15 protein-coding genes and 1 tRNA gene are annotated in these 18,918 nt (G+C 38.0%); 7 read left to right on the forward strand and 9 right to left on the reverse strand.

All coding sequences use genetic code 11. The features are described 5' to 3' along the window. Window positions 1-7 precede the first annotated feature (7 nt). From ACNF42_RS00955 to lipA, 4 genes are read right to left on the reverse strand one after another with little or no spacing between them, the layout of a single operon-like run. Complete coding sequence (locus ACNF42_RS00955) at window positions 8-1,393, reverse strand: dihydrolipoamide acetyltransferase family protein (RefSeq protein ID WP_443337893.1); 1,386 nt, start codon at window positions 1,391-1,393, stop codon at window positions 8-10. Between the two features lie 5 nt (window positions 1,394-1,398). Next, complete coding sequence (locus tag ACNF42_RS00960; protein WP_443337895.1) at window positions 1,399-2,373, reverse strand: alpha-ketoacid dehydrogenase subunit beta; 975 nt, start codon at window positions 2,371-2,373, stop codon at window positions 1,399-1,401. Then, a complete protein-coding gene (locus tag ACNF42_RS00965; protein WP_443337898.1) occupies window positions 2,370-3,362 on the reverse strand; it encodes a thiamine pyrophosphate-dependent dehydrogenase E1 component subunit alpha in 993 nt (330 codons plus the stop codon). Before ACNF42_RS00965 ends, ACNF42_RS00960 begins: the two co-directional genes overlap by 4 nt. Window positions 3,363-3,369: 7 nt before the next feature. Then, entirely contained in the window at window positions 3,370-4,239 is an 870-nt protein-coding gene (lipA, locus tag ACNF42_RS00970; protein ID WP_443337900.1) for a lipoyl synthase, read from the reverse strand. 136 nt (window positions 4,240-4,375) lie between these two features. Between lipA and ACNF42_RS00975 the strand changes: the two genes are divergently transcribed. Continuing rightward, window positions 4,376-4,450 (forward strand) — tRNA-Ile (locus ACNF42_RS00975). Window positions 4,451-4,667: 217 nt separating this feature from the next. On the opposite strand, the gene ACNF42_RS00980 is transcribed toward ACNF42_RS00975, so the two are convergent. Beyond that, window positions 4,668-5,759 carry a site-specific DNA-methyltransferase gene (locus tag ACNF42_RS00980; RefSeq protein WP_443337902.1) on the reverse strand — a complete coding sequence of 364 codons (1,092 nt, stop codon included), beginning with the start codon at window positions 5,757-5,759 and terminating at the stop codon, window positions 4,668-4,670. A gap of 628 nt (window positions 5,760-6,387) precedes the next feature. Between ACNF42_RS00980 and ACNF42_RS00985 the strand changes: the two genes are divergently transcribed. Next, window positions 6,388-9,666, forward strand: coding sequence for a YncE family protein (locus ACNF42_RS00985; RefSeq protein WP_443337905.1), 3,279 nt, complete (start codon window positions 6,388-6,390; stop codon window positions 9,664-9,666). Window positions 9,667-10,035: 369 nt separating this feature from the next. Here ACNF42_RS00985 and ACNF42_RS00990 read toward each other — a convergent pair whose 3' ends face one another. Beyond that, a complete protein-coding gene (locus ACNF42_RS00990; RefSeq protein ID WP_443337907.1) occupies window positions 10,036-10,332 on the reverse strand; it encodes a hypothetical protein in 297 nt (98 codons plus the stop codon). Window positions 10,333-10,838: 506 nt separating this feature from the next. Between ACNF42_RS00990 and ACNF42_RS00995 the strand changes: the two genes are divergently transcribed. Next, window positions 10,839-11,588: a carotenoid biosynthesis protein gene (locus ACNF42_RS00995; RefSeq protein WP_443337910.1), complete on the forward strand. Its 750-nt coding sequence runs from the start codon at window positions 10,839-10,841 to the stop codon at window positions 11,586-11,588. A gap of 2 nt (window positions 11,589-11,590) precedes the next feature. On the opposite strand, the gene ACNF42_RS01000 is transcribed toward ACNF42_RS00995, so the two are convergent. Further along, window positions 11,591-12,523, reverse strand: a complete 933-nt coding sequence (locus ACNF42_RS01000) for a deoxyhypusine synthase (protein WP_443337950.1) — start codon at window positions 12,521-12,523, stop codon at window positions 11,591-11,593. A 49-nt stretch (window positions 12,524-12,572) separates the two neighbouring features. Beyond that, the gene (locus tag ACNF42_RS01005; RefSeq protein ID WP_443337911.1) at window positions 12,573-13,568 is read right to left on the reverse strand and encodes a phosphosulfolactate synthase; all 996 of its coding nucleotides are present in this window, start codon (window positions 13,566-13,568) and stop codon (window positions 12,573-12,575) included. 103 nt (window positions 13,569-13,671) lie between these two features. Here ACNF42_RS01005 and ACNF42_RS01010 point away from each other — a divergent pair, with 103 nt between their 5' ends. The 4 genes from ACNF42_RS01010 (at window position 13,672) to ACNF42_RS01025 (ending at window position 17,743) form a co-directional block, all read left to right on the forward strand. Continuing rightward, a complete protein-coding gene (locus tag ACNF42_RS01010; RefSeq protein WP_443337913.1) occupies window positions 13,672-14,337 on the forward strand; it encodes a phosphoadenylyl-sulfate reductase in 666 nt (221 codons plus the stop codon). A gap of 1 nt (window position 14,338) precedes the next feature. Further along, window positions 14,339-15,454 carry a sulfate adenylyltransferase gene (locus ACNF42_RS01015; protein WP_443337915.1) on the forward strand — a complete coding sequence of 372 codons (1,116 nt, stop codon included), beginning with the start codon at window positions 14,339-14,341 and terminating at the stop codon, window positions 15,452-15,454. Window positions 15,455-15,588: 134 nt separating this feature from the next. Continuing rightward, the gene (locus ACNF42_RS01020) at window positions 15,589-16,332 is read left to right on the forward strand and encodes an ABC transporter ATP-binding protein (protein WP_443337917.1); all 744 of its coding nucleotides are present in this window, start codon (window positions 15,589-15,591) and stop codon (window positions 16,330-16,332) included. Then, window positions 16,322-17,743 carry a hypothetical protein gene (locus ACNF42_RS01025; RefSeq protein WP_443337919.1) on the forward strand — a complete coding sequence of 474 codons (1,422 nt, stop codon included), beginning with the start codon at window positions 16,322-16,324 and terminating at the stop codon, window positions 17,741-17,743. Before ACNF42_RS01020 ends, ACNF42_RS01025 begins: the two co-directional genes overlap by 11 nt. 114 nt (window positions 17,744-17,857) lie before the next feature. Here the strand turns inward: ACNF42_RS01025 and ACNF42_RS01030 are convergent, their stop codons facing one another. Next, window positions 17,858-18,775, reverse strand: a complete 918-nt coding sequence (locus ACNF42_RS01030) for a hypothetical protein (protein ID WP_443337921.1) — start codon at window positions 18,773-18,775, stop codon at window positions 17,858-17,860. Window positions 18,776-18,918: the final 143 nt, after the last annotated feature.

Below are 18,918 nucleotides of genomic sequence, written 5' to 3' on the forward strand. Positions count from 1 at the left end.
TTTTTTCTCACCTTATGAGGAATGATATGGGGTCTTGAAGATATCCTTTTACTTTGATTATGAATCTGGCTGCATCAGCCCCATCTATCAGTCTGTGATCACATGACAGGGATATATACATTATGTTTTTTGAATTGGTTCCATCTGATTCGTTAAGCATTCTGTGTACAGCGAGTATAGCAACCTCCGGATAGTTGATTATTGGTGTGGATATAATTCCCCCAATGGTCCCAACATTTGTTAGAGTGAAGGTGGAATCCTGAACATCCTGTAAGGTAAGCTTGTTTTCCCTTGCTTTTCTTGCCAGTTCTGAAATTTCATCCGATATTTGAACTACAGATTTGTCAATGGCATTTTTTATAACGGCGACTGTGAGTCCATCGGGCGTATCAATTGCAACTCCAATATTTATGTTCTTTTTAAATATATATTTCTTCCCTGCCTCATCGTAATGGGCATTAAATTTAGGAAATTCGGATAATGCCACTGCAACAGCCTTTACAAAGAATGGTGTAAGGGTAACCTTTGATCCCTTATCCTTAAGTTCATTCATTTTGGAGACTATCTGGGTGATATCTACAGTTTCAGCGACCATAAAATGTGGCATTAGTTGCTTTGATTTTGTCATTTTCTCAAATATAAGTCTTCTTAAGCCCCTTGGTTCAAATACCTGGTCCCCCTCTACAGACTTTATTTTATCGGCATTTTCCTTCGTGACTTGAGGACTAAGGACTTCTGGCGGTTTTTCGTCTGTTTTAACATCCTTAACTGGAGCGGCCTCTTTCACTGCCTCTGTTTGAACCGCAGGTTCCTTTGGCTTTTCTGCAATAGTCTTCTGTGGCTCCACGGCCTTTGTGGCAGCGACTCCTGATTTTTTGAGTTCTTCTGCCTCCTTGAGTTCTCTCTCGGTTCTGTCAAGGTCTTCAATGGTAACCCTGCCATTTGGCCCTGTTGGTTTTACCAAATCGAGATCTATTCCTCTTTCCTTTGCTATTCTTCTTATTGTTGGTGAGGCAAGAATCCTCCTTTCATCTCCATTTTCTGTCATTTTTTTATCACTTCCAGATATGCTTTTTTCCTCAACAGACCCCGGAGCAGTTTCATTTCCTGGCTTTTCATCGGATTTCACTTCCGAAGGCCCTGCTTCAGGATGATCCTGCCCATCGTCTATTTCTATTATTTCTTTTCCTACCTGCACTACGTTGCCTTCCTGAAAGAGTATCTTTGTAACTTTTCCTTCGACCGGAGAAGGTATACTTATGTTAACCTTATCGGTCATTATTTCAACCATTTCCTGATCTTTTTTGACAGTGTCACCCTCCTTTACCAGCCATTTTATTATTTCTCCTTCTGTGACACCTTCTCCAATATCTGGTAACTTAAATTTAAACATTTCTATCACCTGAACTCCTGCAATTTTTTAACAGCCTTTAAAATTCTTGTCTCATTTGGCATATAATAATCCTCCAACCTGTACGGAAAAGGTGTATCTGGTCCTGTAACTCTGAGAATTGGGCCCATGAGATAATCGATTGCCCTTTCTGATATAAAGGCGGATAATTCAGCACCCATACCAAGAGTTCTTGGTGCCTCGTGTACTATTATCACCTTCCCGGTTTTTTTGACCGAATTCAGTATGGTTTCACCATCATAGGGCATAATTGTTCTGAGATCAATCACATCTGCATTGAGGTTATTTTTGGAAACTGTATTCACAACCAGTGGAACCATTGAACCGTATGTTATGAATGTCAAATCATCACCTTCGTGGATTAGGGAAGCTTTTCCAATCGGAATTTCATAGTCCTCATCAGGCACATCTGACTTTATACTCCTGTACAGTCTCTTTGGTTCGAGAAATATTATGGGATCATTGGCCTTGAGACTGGATGACAGCAGACCCTTTGCATCATAGGGATTTGATGGGGAGATGACTGTAAGACCTGCAGTGTGGGCAAAGTACGCCTCTCCACTCTGGGAATGGTATAGACCCCCCTTTATCCCCCCTCCATATGGAGTTCTCAGAACCATAGGTACTGTATAGCTACCACCACTTCTGTATCTCATCTTTGCAGCCTGATTTACCAGCTGATCAAAGGCTGTGAATATGAAATCCTGGAACTGTATTTCTGGAACTGGCCTTAACCCACTCACTGCCATACCAATTGCCATTCCCACAATACCAAGCTCCACAAGAGGTGTATCAATTACCCTTTCTGTTCCATATTTTGCCTGAAGGCCTTCTGTTACTCTAAACACACCACCGTCTTTTCCGATATCTTCTCCAAGGAGAATCACAGAATCGTCCTTTGCCATAAAAGAATCAAGCGTTGCATTTATGGCCTGAACCATATTCATTTGCTTTGAACTCATAGTATCTCACCCTTCTCTTCTTCTATAATCCATGTTGCCTTTTCATATACATCCTGGAACATTGTTTCAGGAGAGGGGGGTGCCACCTTCTCTCTTTCCTCAAACTTTCTGTCCACAAGCTCCTTGGCATCATTCTTTATCTTCTCAATCTCCTCGTCATTCAGGTATCCTTTTTCCTTCATTTTTTTCTCTGCTATCACAATAGGATCACCTTCAGAGCCTTCCTTTATTGTATCTGTTCTGTATTTAGAGGGATCGTCTGATGTAGAGTGTGGACCCATTCTGTAACTTACTGCTTCAATAAGCACAGGCTCTCCAGAGGTCCTTGTTCTTTCAACCTCTGCTTTTGCAACTTCATACATTGCAAAGAGATCGTTTCCATCAACCTTTACACCCTTCATTCCATAGGCCTCTGCCTTCTTCCAAATCTCAACCTTTGTCTGTTTTTCAACAGGCAGGGATATTGCCCATTTATTATTTTCACACAGGAAAACAACCGGCAGATCAAAAACAGCTGCCAGGTTCATGGCTGCGTGGAAATCTGGCGTTGATGTAGATCCATCTCCAAAGGTTGTCACAACTATATTTTTCTTTTTTCTATATTTTGTCGCATATGCTGCTCCCACTGCAAGTGGAAGGTTTGTTGCGACTGGACTTTGAACCGACATGAAATTATAATCCTTTGCACTGTAATGGGATGGCATCTGCCTCCCCTTTTCATTATCCATGCTGTTGCCCATTATCTGATCTATCAGGGTATCAATTGGAACTCCTCTATGGAGCATAAAGGGCACATCCCTGTAGTACTCATAGATTAGGTCATCCTTCTCCAGTGCCATTGACATTCCAACCTGGAGGGCTTCCTGTCCCATAGTAGGTGTATAAAAACCCACTCTTCCCTGTCTCTGAGCTGTTACAATCTTCCTGTCCAAAGTTCTTGCTAGAACCATGGTCTTGTACGCATTTACAAACATCTCTTTTTCATCCATAACCTACTCACCTCTCATTTAGCGTAATATTTCTCATGGCCCAGCCCTCAAATGCTCTGTATGAGGTTCTTACCAGAGGACCAGAGGCCACGAATCTGAATCCTCTTTTGTATGCCTCTTTTTCTAACCTTTTGAATCTCTCCATTGGGGAGTATTCAAAAACTTCTATCTGCTTCTTGGAAGGCCTCAAATACTGACCTATGGTCAATATATCAACCCCCACTCCCCTGAGGTCATCCATCGTTTCCAAAACTTCATCATCTCTCTCACCATGCCCTAGCATTACGGATGATTTTGTGGTTAACTCAGGGAATCTATCCTTTGCATATCTGAGAACATTTAGGGACTGATCATATCCTGCCCTTGCGTCTCTTATTTTTGGTGACAATCTCCTCACGGTCTCCACATTATGGGCTAGAACGTCCGGCCTGGATTCCAGAACAATGTCCAGAAGATCCTTTCTACCCTGAAAATCAGGTATCAAGGCCTCAACGAGAACATTAAGCGACTTTATCTCACTAATGGTTTGAGCATAATGGTTTGCGCCCTGATCAGGAAGATCATCTCTGTCAACGGACGTTATCACGGCATATTTCAGACCCATAGTCCTTACAGAATCCTTTACTTTTCTTGGTTCTTCTGGATCCAAAGGTTCCATTCCTCCATGGGTGACTGAACAAAACCTGCACCCTCTTGAACAGTTTTTTCCAAGGATCATAAATGTTGCGGTTCCGGATTCCCAGCATTCGGAGAGATTCGGGCATCTGGCCTCCTCACAAACTGTATGAAGAGAGGATTCCCTCAAAAGATGATTTATCTGTGTGAAGTTCTCTCCACCTGGGAGTTTAACCTTAACATAATCCGGCCTTAAAGTCACTGAGGTTATATTTTTTCAATATATACTAAATTATCTCTTTTTATATGCTTAGTAAAACGTAGGTTTAATTTCAATTAAGGATAAGAGTGCATTATTTCGAAACTTTTATTACTTTATGAAAAATGCACTTGGTATTGGGGCTGTAGCTTAGCATGGTTGGAGCACCCGGCTGATAACCGGGAGGTCACCGGTTCGAATCCGGTCAGCCCCATTTAAATATGGGGAATATAAGGCATTTCCTCCAACAATTATTGGATTTATTAATTGATGTATACCACGTCTAAATTGTTTCCATGTTTTTTCTAGGTATTTATGGGGGGTTCATCCCATTCTTTCAACCGGTAAAAAGTTATTTTTACCTCTACGCTAATTATTTATTAAATCTTGATTCTAATATTTATTTCTTTTTTCCATTTCATGAATGGCAATCATATTTCATTTAATGATTTCTTCCTTAAATCGTTTATACTTACATACCTGTTATCTCTTTTAACATACCAGAAAGTCCATCCATTATTGGCTTGCTTGTTTAATATGTATGCACTTACTCTGTGGATCGAACCTTTTATATTCTCATAGGATAATGTCCCATTTGCTAAAATTAAGGCTCTGTGCTCTCCATTTTCCGAATATAAGTATTCCCCTGCTCTAACATACCCCCTTTCAATCAAACTACCGAATGGCAATCTTTTATTTTTAATCTCTAAGGGATTGTCCAATAAATTTCTCTCATATGAATTTGTACTCTCTAATCTTATCCTGACAAGTTCAATATACGATGGCTCCCTTTCAATTCCTACAAATTTTCTTCCCAATTTTTTAGCGACGACCAGTGTTGTTCCAGTTCCTGCAAAGGGATCTAAAATAATATCATCCGGCTTTGAAGTTGCCGTAATAATCCTGTAAAGCAAAGCTTCCGGTTTTTGGGTAGGATGGGCCTTTTGTCCGTCAACCTTGATTCTTTCTGCTCCCTGGCATATTGGAATATACCAATCACTTCTCATTTGTAAATCGTCGTTATATGTTTTCATAGTTTTATAATTAAAGGTATACTTTGACTCTTTATCCTTAGAGGCCCAAATTAAAGTTTCCTGCGCATTGTTAAATCTGGTCCCCTTAAAATTTGGCATAGGGTTTGTTTTAATCCATACTACATCGTTTAATATCCAGTAACCCAAATCCTGCATTATTTTTCCTATCCTGAAAATATTGTGATATGTACCAATAACCCAGATGGCGCCATTTTTTTTCAGAATTCTTTTGCACTCCTTCAACCAATCTCTTGTGAAATTATCATAATCCTCAAAGGATTTAAATCTGTCCCACTCTTCATTCACACCATTTACTCTGGTTTCGTTAGGCCTGTACAATTCCTTCTCCAATTGTAAATTATAGGGAGGATCTGCAAAAATAAGATCAATGCTCTCGTCTGGGAGTTGTTTCATAATTTCTATCGAATCGCCTAAAATTATAGTATTGATCCTGTTTTGAAATTTTAACATATCTTCATTCTTTTTCATTTTATCTCATCTTAATATTATTTCCTTTCCTTAAACAAATCTCTTTTGACCTTCTCTCATCACTTCTATCTGTTCATTCCAGACAATTATTCTATAATAATGAGTATTTCTGATTTTCCTTTATTCCTTAGTTCTTCCTGCTTTCATCGGGAACTGCATAGGTATAAAAAGGAAAGTATGTAATATAACAGGGGAGTTTGAATGCAATATATGAGACTTCTTTCAAGCACTAACTGTTTGCACTGAAACTCAAAAAATAAAATTTTTATGGATCTATGGTAAAAACCATATATGCAAAAGTATGGTAAATTGAATAAGTAATTCCAATTCTCAAAAAGGTGACTTGGCTTGTTAGATAATATGAAGAATAGTGAAATTTTGGTTCAGGTTTAAACCTGAAATTTCTGAGTATTGGTAACACTTAAAGCTTTTTTCACAAATATGTATAGATAAATAAATTGTCACTAAATTTGACACATAAGAGTTAAATCTTTACTATTTGTATATAAACATGGTAAAAAAATTTCAAGGAGCAATAGCCATAGTGCTATGCTCTTGTATGCTTCTTGCAGGATTTGCCTTTCTGGAACCGCAATCAAATGATTGAAAGATTCTTGTTCACAATAATGTGTCCTTTAACTATGGGACCATAACTACATTTTACATAATAAATAATATGTCAAGTCCAACTCCCCCCAATTTTGTGGAACACATAATTGTAAACAGCTCCAGATATCCCTACGAGAATCCAAATCTTTCTAATGTATTTTTCATGACAGGTGGAATTAATCTAGTACCATCGTGGCTTCAATCTGGAAATAGTAACCAGGCCTTCAACACATCCTATTGGTTAAGAATAAATCAGAGTATACCTGCGCACGATTACATGCAAATCTATATGGATTACGCCACAATTGGTACAAATATACTGAATAATTATTCCATTGGTGAGGCACCACAGCTCACAAATGTATACGGATTATACGACGACGGCGCTCATATATTCAATTTTTATGATAACTTTGCAGGTACAAAACTGAATACAAGTAAGTGGTTATACGAAAATAACAATTACAAAGTAGATAATGGAATAACCTTCACAGCTTCAAACTCCTATATAACCTCACGAAGTCAATACGGATATCCTTCCTGCGTTGAGGCTTACGGAATAATGAACAGCCCTAAGACCAATGGTAGTACTTCCTACGATCTTGGTGGCGTAGGTTTCGGAGGAAATGGCTTAGATTACACCTATCCAGTTATGACCTCTGGATGGGCAGAGAACCAAACCAATGGACTTGGATTAACGGTATATAACAGTTCTGGACCGTTTGAATATAACTACTCAAAATCCATTGACACAAATGCATACAATATTTTTGGAACTGGATTCATAAACGACACGTATACAAGAGGTACAGTAAATAACATCTATCAAAACTCATCGTCAATATGTCTAAATATGGGAAGTAGAAAAGGGTTGAACATAACACTGGGTTTTCAAAGTAACGATTTCCCCGCGGTGAATAATTTTAGGTACATAATGGAATTTAACCTAACACCTCAGGGGAGAAATCTACCCTATTCCTTTATATTGCATAATGTGGATTTGAATGAAGAGGGACTACCCAGTTGTAGTCCGTGGAGTTACGACATTCTAAATGTGTTCAGCGCACTTGGAAACAATGGTGAGACCACTCTATCACAGGTTAGTATGTTACTTCCAAATGGTGTCTATAACTACACAGTATACTCAGATCAGAGTGGCTATCAGGCAACGAGCAATATGGGGACATTCACAGTGGCAAATCAGAACATAATTGTGAACATCTCCTTCACGGTTGCAAAGACAGATACCACTTTCCTTGAGAGTGGGCTTCCTGATGGCACTCAGTGGAGTTTTAATATATTTACAAATTCAACAAATTTTACAACTTATGAAACCAATAAAACATCACTCACAATTCCACTGCAAAATGGAACATACACAGTAGACTTTAAGGAAACAGCCAATATGTATGTACCATTACCTAATTATACAAGGGTCCTTGTCAATGGCCAAAATCGAATATACAGGGTAATATATGATAGCCCAGCAAATCAATCTCTGCTGGATCCATTGAAATCATTCAACCCCTCACTGAGAGAGATGAACAACGGTTACAATAATATATTAACTGGCGGAGCCAATCCGTCTTCTCTCGTTCTTGACAGTTCAACCAATGTAATTTTCTCAATAATTCAATGCCTTGGAGTTATTGTTCCTTATAACATATCCAGTGGAGTTTACATGAAAAATATAACCCTTGGATCAAATTCTTTCCCGGCTTGTGGATACTATGACCACCAAAATGGATATCTGTATGTTAGTAACAGGGGTACAGGAAATCTTACCATAATAGATGCGCAGACTCTTTCCATAATAAAAAATATTACACTTCCTTCTTTAAAAGGTAGCGACTTTGCAATAACTCAATCAACAAATTCCAGGGACATATACATATTCGGCTTTAATAATACGAATTCTGATAATGGCACTTCATTTATCCTTTCAAACACAGGTGAAATTCTTACAGAGCATAACTACACAGGACTGTGTCCACAGAATTCAATTTCCGGATATTCCATTCTGCTTTTACCAACCATCTACAGGCAGGATCTGCTCATCGCAAATGGTACTGGCATCGATGTCCTGAATCTTTCCAGTGGTCAGAAGGCTTTTTATGCAGCTCCAAAATATTATTGCACAGATTTACTGGTTGCTTATGGTCAGCAGGGCAAATTTATTGTGAGCAATGAGATAAATAATACCAATCTGATCTTTAATGCAACTTCATCAAAGTTCTGCAGTGGCCCGACTATACCTGGTGAGGTTTTGGGAGGTTACTTTGATCCATTAAATGGGTATCTCTATGTTTCCAGTGAAAGTACATCATTATTTGCATGTACTGGAAATATTACCATAATAAATACAGACAATGGACAGGTGAAAATGTCTCTTTTAACATCGGAACCACAGTCTAATATAGAATTCAGTCCAACAAATCAATCCATATTTGGTTTAAATCATAATGGGGATGAAAGCATATTCCACTCCTATGCTGTGACCAAGGGATATAATGTCACCTTTGAAGAAAGTGGATTACCAGCCAATGAAACATGGTATCTTAACATTACGGGCATTAAATCTTCCGGGGCATTGATATCTGGTTCCATATATTCGGTGAATCTAATAGGAGGAAACTATTCGTATACTGTAGGGACAGCAGATAAAAAATTTACTTCGATTGGGGGAAACATATCTGTAAACTCCGTAGAAACAGTCCAGATAAAATTCTCATCTGTCAATTATCCTGTTAACTTCATTGAAACAGGACTTGGGTCAGGAATATCATGGTCTTTCATAATAAATGGCTCCTCTTACACTGTCACTGGTTCTGAGATATCTCTGACTTTACCTAACGGTAGTTACAATTATAATGTAAATTCCATAAATGGATATTCCATCAGGAATAAGGCCGGCCCTGTGAATGTTTACGGAAAAGAAGTCTCTGTTTACATAGAATTCATACAACTGACATACAAGGTCACTTTCAGTGAAACAGGTCTTTCCAATGGAACAACCTGGGAAGTAACATTAAATGGATTGACCCATAATGTCACTGGTTCAAGCATTTCTCTCTATCTGCCCAATGGAACCTACACATATTCTCTGCGTCCTGTAAGTGGATATACAACAGGGAATAAATCAGGTAACATTACAATAAGCGGAAAAAATACAACCATCGAAATAAAGTTTTCAAAATTAGCAGTTTCGACGACCATGTCTTACATAGAAATTGGGGTTGTTGCCGCCGTAGTAGTTGCAGTGGTTGCTCTGTTTGTGTGGAGAAAAATTTCAAAATAAATCAGGGTCACGAAAACTCGGAGTACCATAAAAATAAAATTTTCAATTTTAATCCAAATTTTCTTTGATTTCTTATATGGCATTCCATAGAGAGAATTCATTTTCCATAACAATATAATAAATATAAATAGGAAAGAAGTTCTGGAATTTCGCATCCTCGATATTTCAATAAAAATCCTTAATTTCCGTGAAAGTCTTCAGCAATATCCTATGAACTTATAAGAATATCAAATCAAGTGAAAGATAGATGTTTCTGATTTCTGAAATTAAATTTTTGACCGTAATGATCTCAATAAATTAAATCGTGCAAACCTTAATCCTATGGTGGAGTGGGATAAACCTTTTTTGGCAATGAAATTATGAGCATATTCAGATAAACTGAAGCCACAGCATAACTGGATCGTCCTCACCTTCCAGTTCAGTCTCGGTTTCTCCAAGTGAACTTACGGTTTTAAACTTTGTAAAATAGATTACACCTTTTTCCTTGAATCCAAACATAATGTGCTCAACAGGTTCTCCGTTTGGAAAATGTGCCACTGCCTCTGGCATTTCCGGGGAGAAATGTAATTCAACTGATCCATCATCATTTTCATATAAGGAGTATGATCTGTTCTGTATTATGTAACCCTTTAACTTCCTTTCATCTATGTTCGGTTTATCCACCATAATTTCATATTTCCCGATCAGTTAAATTTTTTTCTCAATTAAATCCTTACATGAAAAGGGTTCTCTTGAAATTTTTCCAATCCCTTTTCACCCTATTGACTTAATTGTAAATGTGCATTAAGATTTGCTCATCAAGGCGATTTATCCAGGAACAGCATAAAGGATTAATTTAACCCATTGAATCAAATCTGCCCCTCACCAGCTATATTTCCCCTGAACTTGCCAATTGTATTGCATCTCCAATTGCATTAATTGGAAGTGTCAGTTAAATGGAGGCTTAGAAAACACCAACTCCATTTTCCATATCCTACATGTTAAATTTTCTGAATCCGTGATCGACGCTTAATTTATAGTTTAAACACTCTTTCAAAATTACTTTTTTTCTTTATTGAAAAGATCCAGAAAATATCATAGGATTGTTAATATATCAAGCATTTTCAATATGGGAATAGGAAATGCAATGCATTAGGCAAAAATTATTACAGGGAATTATTTATCCTCTCTGAATGAATGAGGAAAGTATAAGGGAAAGGTGGAAAATAGCCTGGGTTGTAAGCCTTCTTTATATTCTATATCTTTTCATTGGTCAGATCCCTCAAATCGGAAAATTACCATATTTCAATTCAATGATGGTCTCATTTTTACTTATCCTGGTTTACATAATAAGTTCTCTTTTGTTAATTGGCTGGAAAAAGACTATTGAACTTCTGGCTCTTGGCTGGGTAGTTGGTTACTCTATGGAATTCCTGAGCATAAACACTGGAATACCCTTCGGAACTTATTATTATACTGCGGCTCTTGGTCCAAAGATAGGCCCTGTTCCAATTTTTATTCCCTTCCTCTGGTCTTCCCTGTTCTTTTACGCTATGGAAGCCTCTTCGCTCTTTCTGGCACCATTCCTTATGGTTTCCTTTGATCTGAGTTTTGACCCAAGGTATTCCAGAGAACTATGGCACTGGACAGTCCCAACCCAGTACTTTGGAGATCCAATTTCAAATTTTATTGGTTGGTTCTTTGTTTCCTTCATAATAGCATTCATTCTTTATCTCACCAATTTCAAAGTAAATAACAGGGGTATGGCAATTTTACCGGCACTTCTCTTCTACATTTTATTTGGGCTGGATAATACAATAAGCGATATCAAGGTCGGCCTGGGAGAACCTGGAATCATATCTCTGACCCTTATGGTAATTGTATTCATACTTATGTTTTTCACGAAGTATTTTCCTGAAAAAAATGTTTTAAGATTCAACTAAAACTAAAGGAGAGGGCCTATGAGAACTGGAAGTATAAGGGTGACATCTCCATATACATTTACAAATCTTGCATCAGGTTTTACCTTCTTCCAGGATATTGCCTCCTCCAGTTTGGCTCCTGACAGTGAACCATCATATTCCTGAGCTGTGGTTATGTAAACTGAATAATCTAAACCACCACGGAATTGATTCCACCATATGGTATGATGTTTTGATATCCCACCACCTATCATGAGTGAGCCTGTCTTCTTTGCGTCAAAAATAATGTCCGATAGCTCGTGTTCGTCAGCAAGAACATCCACCATGAAGTCATGATTCATTTCGCGGAATGACCAGAGTTGGGATCCGAATGAGCCATCTGTAATTCCGGGTACGAATACTTTTATTCCATTCCTGGCAGCATTATAGAGAATTGAATCCTCATTGTTAAGCACTAGTCCGATTCTCTGAATTATCTCCCATGTTGCCCACGTCTTCTTTTCACTGTACAGTTTCTCCAGTTCAGGCTGCATGAATGATTCCATTATTTCTCCATAGGATTCATCAGGAATTACCACACTACCAAGCCTGTTTATCCCAAGATCCTTCAGTTCCCGATCAGGATAATCAAAAGAACCACAGTAATAATCCTTGAACGTTCTTGCAATATCGTGATCAAGAGTGCCAGTGGTAGTAATTATTACATCCACAAGCTTGTTCTTCACCAGTTGATTTATCACCCCTCTTGTTCCTGTTGAGATTATGTCAGCGGGAAAGGATAGAAAGGTTGTATTTTCCTCATTAAACATATCCTTTAAAATTTCATAAGCCACTGAAATTTTCGAAGTGGTAAATCCACCTGAAACTTCCATCATCTTCATCAGATCACTCAGTGTGGTTTTGCCATTAACCGATGTGTCTCTTACTGGGGTTGAAAGCAAATCCTTTTTGTTCATGGTCATGATTAAAGGATGTCATTCTCGTACCTATTCTTTTTCCTCGAAATTATAAATTCCTCTGGGCTTTAACCCGGTATATCTTTCTTCTCAAATCCCTGGAATCTGGAAATTCTGAAATCATTCCCGTCTTCAAGAGTTCGAAAAGTGAGTTCTGAACTGTACGCCTGCTCATCCCGGTTATTCTCATGATCTTAGCCTGATCGCTGGAGACTGAATTTTTGATTACATGATAAACAAATCTTGTAGCAGGACTCCCATGAAATTCATCGCCATGGTAATCCACCCCGAAATTATCACCTCTCACACCGAATCTCTGTGATGCCATTGCAGGTATGGAATACAGTGAAATGTTTCCAAGATTCACCTGATTTCCTAGCCTTATTATAAGTTCAGCCTGCTGAGACTCTATGGGTGCCTCAAACATCACCCTTTCCAGAGGTATTTGGTCCAATATCTCTTCCACCCAGTCCCATTTTATATTTCCCTCGTGATCATATATTTCCACATCCTTTCCTGATTCTCTCCCTTCTATAATTACCATAAATGGATTAAATTCCATATCCTCATGAATTTTTTCAATTGTATCCTGCAAACTTAACTGATCATTTCTATTCTTTTTTCCAACCTCCATTATGAGACGCATATTATTGGAACCAGCAAATTCGCTTATGATGTTTTTTTCCTGTCTGGATACATCCATTATTCCCTCGCTTAATTCAATATAATCAAATCCAAGAGATTTGATGACTGAAAGGCCCTTCATCAATTTGCCCCTTATCATAAAATTCTCCAGGAAAGTGCCTCCGTTGCTAACTCCTATCCCTTTTTCTCTTATGGTCCGTATTCTCTCCTTAACATTCACTTCATTCAGAAGAAATGGTATACCCCAGCCCAACTTTACATAGGTAACAAAGGGTGCAAACCTATCAAGAACTGACAAATCATATGCAAATCTGTCAATTACCATTGTCTTACCTGACATTTTAATTCTTTCGCTGCTTAATCCAGAAATTTCTTGCCCCAGAAAAGATTCTCTGTCCATAGGATATAATGATTTTTTTACTTATAAATATGCGTAAAATATGTAAAAAGTTCGTATATTTTTCCTAAACGTATGTATTTATATGCATATTATTTGAGCAATTGTGTATAATAATAAGGTTGAGGAGACGGTGCAGGCACTTCTCCATTTCGATCAAATCTGTAACGGGAAAGAGTTTCTGTTAAGCAGTTTCAGCAAGGAAGATATGATAATTCTCGATCTTATGATCAAAAACGATCTTACCAGAGATGTGTATACAATAGACACCGGGATGCTAAATCAAGAAACCTACTCATTTATTCACAGCATAAGGAGGGAATACAATTTGAAAATCAAGTTTCTTTTCCCAAATTCAAGGGATGTGGAAGAAATGCTAAATACATATGGCCCAAACCTTTTCTATGAAAGCGTTGAAAAGAGGGAAATGTGCTGCAATGTTAGAAAGGTTATGCCTCTTAAAAAATTGCTTGATGAAAGAAGTGACTGGATAACGGGCATAAGATCAGAACAGACCTTATGGAGAAGGATGAGTTCAATAATTGAGATAGATAAATCATACAGAAAGTGCAATCCTCTCTTAAAATGGACATTAAGTGATGTGGATCAATATGTAGACAGGGAAAAAATACCTTTAAACCCACTCTATTCAAGGGGCTATAAAAGTATAGGGTGTGAACCATGCACATTACCCTCAAAGGGCGAGAGAGACGGCAGATGGTGGTGGGAGAGTGGTGTAAAGGAGTGCGGGATTCATAAAAGGGGTAATTAGAATGATTCCGGAATACCATGGTCGAAGAAAAGTAATAATAAATGGCCCAGGAGAGGATATGGGAAAGACGGAAAAAAGTATTGAAGTCTCATATTTTTACGTTCACAGCCTTTGGAATATAGGGAACGGTTATTTCAGCCCCTGTGATGGTTTTCACGGTCCTGAAGAGATAAGGGGAATACTTGAGGATAATTCACTCCCGAATGGTACAAAGTGGTCTTTTCCAATTATTCTCCAGATTGAACCAAATGCATGGGAGAACATAGGAAATGGTGATGTTGTTCAATTAACCTATGAAAATAAGCCAATAGGAATAATGGAGATATATGAAAAATTTGTCCTGGATATGGATTGGTATCTTACAAAATTGTTTGGTCCAAAGGTGGAAAAGCATCCTTATACTCTACCTATGAGGAAAAATGGTGAAAAGGCCATCTCAGGAAAGATACTGTGTGTGCTAAGAGAAAACTTTCCATTTGTAATAAAATCAAAAGACACAGAATGGGTAAGGAAGAAACTGGCAGAAAGTGGGTTTCAAAATGTGTGTGGTTTTCAGACCAGAAATGCACCACACAGAGGGCATGAATTTCTTCACAAAATGGCACTTATGAATTGTGACTCTCTTTTGCTGACGCCTTCACTCGGTCCCAAAAAGGAGGGTGATCTCCCTGACGATCTGATTGTAATGGCCTATGAAACCTATATTGAAAATTATCTACCAGTGGGCAGAACTCTTCTTTATCCACTCAACTATGCCATGATGTATGGGGGGCCAAGGGAAGCATTCCTCCACATGATAATGAGGAAAAATATGGGCTGTTCCAGCTTCATTATTGGCAGAGATCATGCGGGAGTTGGAGATCTTTACGGTCAGATGGAATCCAGAGAATACCTGAAAAGTATGGGTAATATTGGAATCACTCCAGTGTTCGTGGATGAAGTATTTTTTTGCAGGAGATGCGACGAACTCACCACAGATAGAATATGTTCCCATTCTGAGGAATATAGAACAAGATTCAGTGGCACAATGATAAGGGAAATGATACGGGGTCAGCAGATACCTGATAAAAATGTGATGAGGGAGGAAATATATATGACAATAAGGAAAGGGATTTGAATTTAAATTGTATATTCAAAAACAAATCCATTCCATAGGTCTGAGGCATTTTCATTTCATAACCTTCATTAGGTATCTTTAAAGAAGGATTTCATTTTCTTAATCTATTTAATGGAGTTTTAATTCTCCTTAATATGGATTCCATGGCAACCTATGATCAAGTGAACTCATCCGCCCTTTTCATGGAAAATGTGTCAAAAAGCTATGGAAATATTAAGGCGGTAGACAACTTCTCCCTTGACATAAAAGAAGGCGAAAGAGTGGCCCTGTTGGGAGAAAATGGGGCAGGCAAATCAACCTCACTTAAAATTATCTCTGGATTGATGAAACCCGATACAGGAAAGGTAAGAATATTCGGTTATATACCAAGTTCATATGAAGCAAAGAAACTTATAGGTTATCTCCCGGAAGATGCAAGTCCCTATCTCAATCTTTCAGTAAGGGAAAATCTTGAATACATTGGGGCCATAAGACAGACAGAGAATCTTGAATCAAAGATCGAGGATCTTCTTGACATATTATCACTCAAGGCAATGTCAAAGCAAAAGCCCTTATCCCTGTCAAGGGGAAACAGGCAGAAACTCTGTCTGGCCCTATCCATAATTCATAACCCAAAATTTGCCATAATGGATGAACCTCTTAATTATCTTGATATTCCAACCCAGGAGGTCATATTCCAGTATTTTGAGAAGATGAATGCCACATTCTTAATATCAACTCATATTCTATCAATTGCAAAAAGACTGACACAGCGTATTGTTATAATCTCCTCAGGAAAGAAGGTTTGGGATGGTTCCCTGAAAGAACTTGAGAATATGGAAGAGGAAAACAGATCAATTGAGAGTGTAGTCTCAGGATTGATGAAAGATGTTCATTAAGGTGATGAAACTCCTTGTTAAGTCTCGCTTTTCCAGAGCTTTCCTCCTTATATTATTCGGCATTTTCGCATACTCATTCTTTGTCATAAGTTTCGGCTTCGATTTTAATTCAGAAAAAAGCTTTGGTTCCTATTATCTTGCCTTCTTCTTTTTGTTGTTTCTGTTGAGTGCCACAGTTGGTGGTGGTCTATCTGTTACAAGGGCAGATCTTGATTTTCTTCTGACATCTGCCGTTCGTAACAGGGATCTCATTCCTGCATTTTTCATAGCTCAGGCTCTGTCATCATCCCTTATATTCATTGCAGCAGCATCAGGGGCCATAGCATTTTTTAGAACAAATTTATCAGGCTTTATTCTGGGAATTGTGGCCATTATATGCATGGCCATTCTCCCAATCTCCATGAGTTTAAACATGGCGGGAAAGGGAATGAATTTAAAAGTACCTGTGGCTGCAATTGAAGCAGGATGGATAGTATCTTCATTTATCGGCTTTCCATACGGAGCGCTCTCCTTTATAACCTATCTTGATCCTTATTCATCTCTCACTGTTATAATTCTAACAATCGTTGCAACAGCTGTTGCAGCAACAACAATAAGAGGAGAATCTCTCCCATTCAGGATTTCTTCATTCTCAATGCGGACAAAGAATTCCTACGATAAGAGTTTCAGTTTTAAGGAGAAGAGTCCGGTGGAAGCCATAATGTCACTTCATTTCAGGCAGGTGGACTTCACCAGCAGAGTGGCCTCAATGGGAAACATCAGGGTGAAGGTAAACAGGGTAAGTATCTACATGTTGTTTGCAATTCTTAGTGCTATCGCATTTGTAGTTACCTTCTTGCTCATTGAGTTTCAAGGGAACTTTCTGAGCACATTCGGTTCCTTCGGTATATATCTTTTAGCTGCCTATTTTGCGTGGTTCCTTTCTCTTATGTTGAGTACGGGAACACTGTCCAAGGAAAGGGCGTGGCTTTCATTCACATCCATCCCAATTGAAATATATCTCAGAAAGGTCATGGAGGCAAAAATTCTCCAGACACTCTTTGCATCAGTGCCATTCATAATATCTTTCATAGTTCTTGGAATTTATATATCTCACACATTTTTTATAATGACCATTGTCCTGATTCTATTCCCTCCACTCTATTCAGGAATAAACTTTTCCCTCTCATTTCTTAGAAAACCGTACCAGATTTTACAGGAAAATATCCTTCCATCCACGTATAACGCCTCACAATTTGCAGTATTCCCCATAACTTTTACAATGCTTATTGCACTATTTGTGGTGGTAATATTCCCAGTGACAATACCTCTTATATTTGCCATTGATGTGTTGATTCTTCTCTATCTGTCATTCAGAAAGAGCTACTGGCAAAAGAGATTGTATCAATGGATCGAAAGAGGATATCAGTGACTGGATTTTCATTTGAAACCTTGAAGTTATATTGAATGTACGTTTCAGCAGAGGTGTGAATTCAAATTTTATCCTGAATTTTTCTAAAATACAGAAATTCCTGATTTATAATCTTCACACTTCCCATGGTTTTCCGGTAGCCTTTTCAAATCTTTCTTTCAGTATATCTGGAATATAGAAATTGCTTTCAAAGGGAAACACAAGAGTCACGCCCATGGCACCATCAATCTTATTTAGTTTGTCTAACACGGGTTTTCCATCATCAAGGTGAGGTAGGCTTGTTAAAAACACAAAAATTCCCTTTATATTCCTTCTTTCCTGGATTATGTAGTCCCCAAGAATTTCCATTATCTGTTTCTTAACTTCTTTCTTAAGATCTTCACTATAGGCTACACTTATCACTGCAAGGTTTAATTTCCTGTATCTGTAAGCATTGAAGTTTGGCCTTATAGTTATAATGTCACCAGAAGTCATTCTCTCAATCTTCTTCTCTACAACATTTCTCGGAATTCCTGTGGATAATGAAATTCTGTTAATACTGTCCATGGGTCTCTGAATTAAATATCTGACTATTTCAAGGGTTTTTTGATCCAGTGTTACGTTTTCGTAAATTTCATAGGTGGAATAAAGTACATGGCAATCCGGAACCATTCTGACAATTTTATCCATTACTTCCCTCATCTGATCGTCGTTTTCCTTATACATCTCAACATTTATGATCTCTTTTCTCACTCCTGAGAAATGAATAGAGTAAATCCCACCTATTTCCCTTCTAAAGTCTTCGCTCTCAATAATTTGTGAATTTTCACACATAACCACAAGAAAATAAGATTTGAGACCGATCATAGTTGGATTTATAAACACTGACATGCCTCTGAGGGATTCGTTATGGAGCATTTCATCAATCATGTTCTTCACATAATTGGGGCTCTTTCCTATCTTTTTGGCTATTTGCCAGTAAGTTGGCCTTTCACTCATCAGGGGACTTGGCCATTCCATATATTTAACAACATCTTTGTCAGGAATGATCACATTTTATAGATAATCTACTCTTATTTAATTATAGTGAAAATCAACCGAATATGTTCATAACTGCAAAGATTTCATGGCTTTCAAATTTAATATCATGGGATCAAGAGAGAAATATTTTGAGTCTTTTCCGTAGTTCATTCATA

It is taken from the genome of Cuniculiplasma thermophilum, from assembly GCF_052315355.1.
Lineage (GTDB): Archaea > Thermoplasmatota > Thermoplasmata > Thermoplasmatales > Thermoplasmataceae > Cuniculiplasma.

Coding starts and splice junctions, on each gene's coding strand:
- ACNF42_RS00955 (WP_443337893.1), bottom strand. CDS start 1,393: ATGTTTAAATTTAAGTTACCAGATATTGGAGAAGGTGTCACAGAAGGA.
- ACNF42_RS00960 (WP_443337895.1), bottom strand. CDS start 2,373: ATGAGTTCAAAGCAAATGAATATGGTTCAGGCCATAAATGCAACGCTT.
- ACNF42_RS00965 (WP_443337898.1), bottom strand. CDS start 3,362: ATGGATGAAAAAGAGATGTTTGTAAATGCGTACAAGACCATGGTTCTA.
- ACNF42_RS00980 (WP_443337902.1), bottom strand. CDS start 5,759: ATGAAAAAGAATGAAGATATGTTAAAATTTCAAAACAGGATCAATACT.
- ACNF42_RS00990 (WP_443337907.1), bottom strand. CDS start 10,332: ATGGTGGATAAACCGAACATAGATGAAAGGAAGTTAAAGGGTTACATA.
- ACNF42_RS00995 (WP_443337910.1), top strand. CDS start 10,839: ATGAATGAGGAAAGTATAAGGGAAAGGTGGAAAATAGCCTGGGTTGTA.
- ACNF42_RS01000 (WP_443337950.1), bottom strand. CDS start 12,523: ATGAACAAAAAGGATTTGCTTTCAACCCCAGTAAGAGACACATCGGTT.
- ACNF42_RS01005 (WP_443337911.1), bottom strand. CDS start 13,568: ATGGACAGAGAATCTTTTCTGGGGCAAGAAATTTCTGGATTAAGCAGC.
- ACNF42_RS01015 (WP_443337915.1), top strand. CDS start 14,339: ATGATTCCGGAATACCATGGTCGAAGAAAAGTAATAATAAATGGCCCA.
- ACNF42_RS01020 (WP_443337917.1), top strand. CDS start 15,589: ATGGATTCCATGGCAACCTATGATCAAGTGAACTCATCCGCCCTTTTC.
- ACNF42_RS01025 (WP_443337919.1), top strand. CDS start 16,322: ATGTTCATTAAGGTGATGAAACTCCTTGTTAAGTCTCGCTTTTCCAGA.